The following is a 2,590-nucleotide window of genomic DNA, read 5'->3' as shown; positions in this document are numbered from 1 at the left end:
GCCGCCGAGGAATCCGGGATGCGCGATCGACCGAAGTTGGATCTCGTGCACGGGACGGTGCTCGTCCAATTCTGCAAAAAGATAAAGCATCTTCCGGACGTTCTCCGTGGCAAAGTGTTTGCTGCCGTATTGAAGCAAATTGCCACGCTGGATGAAGGCGCACGTGGGATGCCGCTCGCCGCACTTGCGTCTGGGATTGGGTGCCTTCCTAAAGACGAGGTCTCAGTCGCGTTCGATACTGTCTTGAAGCAAGTTCTCGCGCTTGATGGCGGCGCACGCGAGAAGCCGCTAGCCGCACTTGCGTCCGCGATTCAGTGGCTTCCTGAAGACGAGGTCTCAGTCGCGTTCGATACTGTCTTGAAGCCAGTTCTCGCGCTTGATGGCAGCGCACGTGGGATGCCGCTGGCCGCACTTGCATCCGCAATTCGGTGGCTTCCTAAAGACGAGGTCTCAGTCGCGTTCGGTACTGTCTTGAAGCCAGTTCTCGCGCTTGATGGCAGCGCACGCGAGAAGCCACTAGCCGCACTTGCGTCCGCGATTCAGTGGCTTCCTGAAGACGAGGTCTCAGTCGCGTTCGGTACTGTCTTGAAGCCAGTTCTCGCGCTTGATGGCAGCGCACGCGAGAAGCCGCTAGCCGCACTTGCGTCCGCGATTCAGTGGCTTCCTGAAGACGAGGTCTCAGTCGCGTTCGATACCGTCTTGACGCAAGTTCTGGCGCTTGATGGCCGCGCACGCAAGATGCCGTTAGCCAACCTTTCGTCCGCGATTCTGTATCTTCCTGTAGGTAACAGAAGAAGTGCGTTCTATGCCGTGTACGAGAGCATTTCCGAACTCGATTCGGCCATGCGAGGCCAGCAACTGTTCCCTCTTCTGCATGTCATTTCTTCACTTCCCGTCGGCGACCGTGAGGAGGCATTCTATGCCATGTCGCAGCAAACCGACACGCTTGATGCGAAATGCAAGTGCAATATGCTGTCGGAGCTCGTACGGAATGTCCACTGTCTTCCTGACGCGGCAAGGGCGCTTAACGACGCGCTTATGCGAGTGGACGCGCTTGATCGGGGCGATCGGGCGGACATACTGAAGTACGGCGGGCCAAGCTTCGCCAAGGCTCCAGCGGGTGATCAACTGGCCATGGCCAAAGCCATACTGACGCGCATTGGTACGCTTGATTCCCCAACGCAGGCGTATATGTTACGGGAACTTGTGAAATATAATGATGACATGTCTCAACCGACAGACCGAGTGGCCACTCTCAATGGTGTACTTGAGCAAATTGGGACGCTGGATGCCACTGATCAACGGAATGTGCTGGATGAAATTGCTTGCTTTATCAACGCGAATGTGGGCGGTGACACAGATAAGGGAGGCGAGGAAATGACAGCAGTGTTCAACGGTATCCTGAAGAAAGTTGGCACGTTTGATAAGACTGCTCAACCGGGGGCATGGGAATACCTGCTGCGGCGCTTCCAAGACCTCCCTAGGGATGCGCATATGGCGGCGTTTTATGACCTCCTCAAGCAGGTCGACACGCTTGATGCCATGGTTAAACGAGACGCGCTGAACCAACTTCAGGGGATAGTTCGCCGCCTCCCTGAGAGCGAGCGGTTGAGCGCATCGGCGCGGATTCAGCAACATCAATCTCAGGTATAGGGGTGGGATAGTTCACGGCCGGGTATTGTCAGGTTGTTGTGCGGTTGGCGGATATCATGTTGCATGAAGAAAGCTTCCATGTCGGCCTCACCATCGACCGATGCGTCGATCTCGTTCAAGGGTTATCGATTTCCGCCCGATATCATCAGCTACGCGGTGTGGCTGTACTATCGCTTCCCGCTGAGTCGTAAGCGTCGCGTGAGGGCCGTTGAGAATTCTCTGGACAAGCGTCGAAGAACGCGGCAGGCGCATCGTGCCGCTGCCGGAAGGGATCAAAGCGAGGCAGGTGTAGATGGGAGGAGGTGCTTCGCGACGTTCCAGGGCAACAGTTCGTCGATGCGATTGGCCTGGTGATCCGCAATGTGCGTGAGCACGAATTCCAGGTAGGCGCGTGGATTGATGTTGTTCAATTTGCATGATCCGATCAGGCTATACATTGCGGCGGCTCGCTCACCACCGCTGTCGGAGCCCGCGAACATAAAATTGCGCCGACCAAGGGCCACACAGCGCAAGGCATTTTCGGCGAGCACGTTGCTGATCTCGATGCGGCCGTCGTCACAGAACAGCGTGAGTCCATCCCAGCGGTTCAGAGAGTAGTTGATCGCTTCGACCAGTGGTGCCTTCGGCCAAAGCGTCGCTAGTTTTTCCCTCATCGACATCTCGAGGACCCCGAGCAACGGGTTGCTCTTTTCTTGCCTGACGCGTCGCCGCTCATCGGGTGGTTTGCCGCGGATAGCAGCCTCGATTTCGTAGAGATCGCCAATCATGTCGAGCCATTGCTTCGTGGTTTCCGACGGGGCTGTTTCATGGACGTCGAAGACGTATCGGCGCGCGTGATCCTTATCTCAAGCTCAAGATAAGGATCAGTATCCCGGGATTATTTTTATCTGGGGATAAACGGTTATGGCCCTTGTTTGTGCGTAGATTCGCTCGAATG

At 56.2% G+C, this 2,590-nt stretch carries 2 protein-coding genes and 2 pseudogenes; 2 read left to right on the top strand and 2 right to left on the bottom strand.

Annotated features, from left to right (window positions below; translation table 11 throughout):
• A partial coding sequence (locus tag AWB78_RS42110) for a hypothetical protein (RefSeq protein ID WP_232478128.1) occupies positions 1–1,653 on the top strand: 1,653 nt, incomplete at its 5' end.
• On the opposite strand, the gene AWB78_RS49520 is transcribed toward AWB78_RS42110, so the two are convergent.
• Positions 1,644–1,772 (bottom strand): hypothetical protein, encoded by a 129-nt coding sequence (locus tag AWB78_RS49520; RefSeq protein ID WP_269768986.1) that lies wholly within the window; start codon positions 1,770–1,772, stop codon positions 1,644–1,646. The genes AWB78_RS42110 and AWB78_RS49520 overlap by 10 nt on opposite strands.
• Between AWB78_RS49520 and AWB78_RS50085 the strand changes: the two are divergent.
• Positions 1,732–1,884 (top strand): annotated as a pseudogene (locus AWB78_RS50085) (IS6 family transposase); the annotation flags it as partial. The gene AWB78_RS49520 and the pseudogene AWB78_RS50085 sit on opposite strands and share 41 nt — an antisense overlap.
• Before the next feature lie 41 nt (positions 1,885–1,925).
• Here AWB78_RS50085 and AWB78_RS42105 read toward each other — a convergent pair.
• A pseudogene (locus tag AWB78_RS42105) lies at positions 1,926–2,492 on the bottom strand (IS66 family transposase); the annotation flags it as partial.
• Positions 2,493–2,590 lie beyond the last annotated feature (98 nt).

It is taken from the genome of Caballeronia calidae (assembly GCF_900044055.2).
GTDB classification, from domain to species: domain Bacteria; phylum Pseudomonadota; class Gammaproteobacteria; order Burkholderiales; family Burkholderiaceae; genus Caballeronia; species Caballeronia calidae.
The sequence above is the reverse complement of the archived record's forward strand: the minus strand, read 5'-3'. Positions and strand labels throughout refer to the sequence as shown.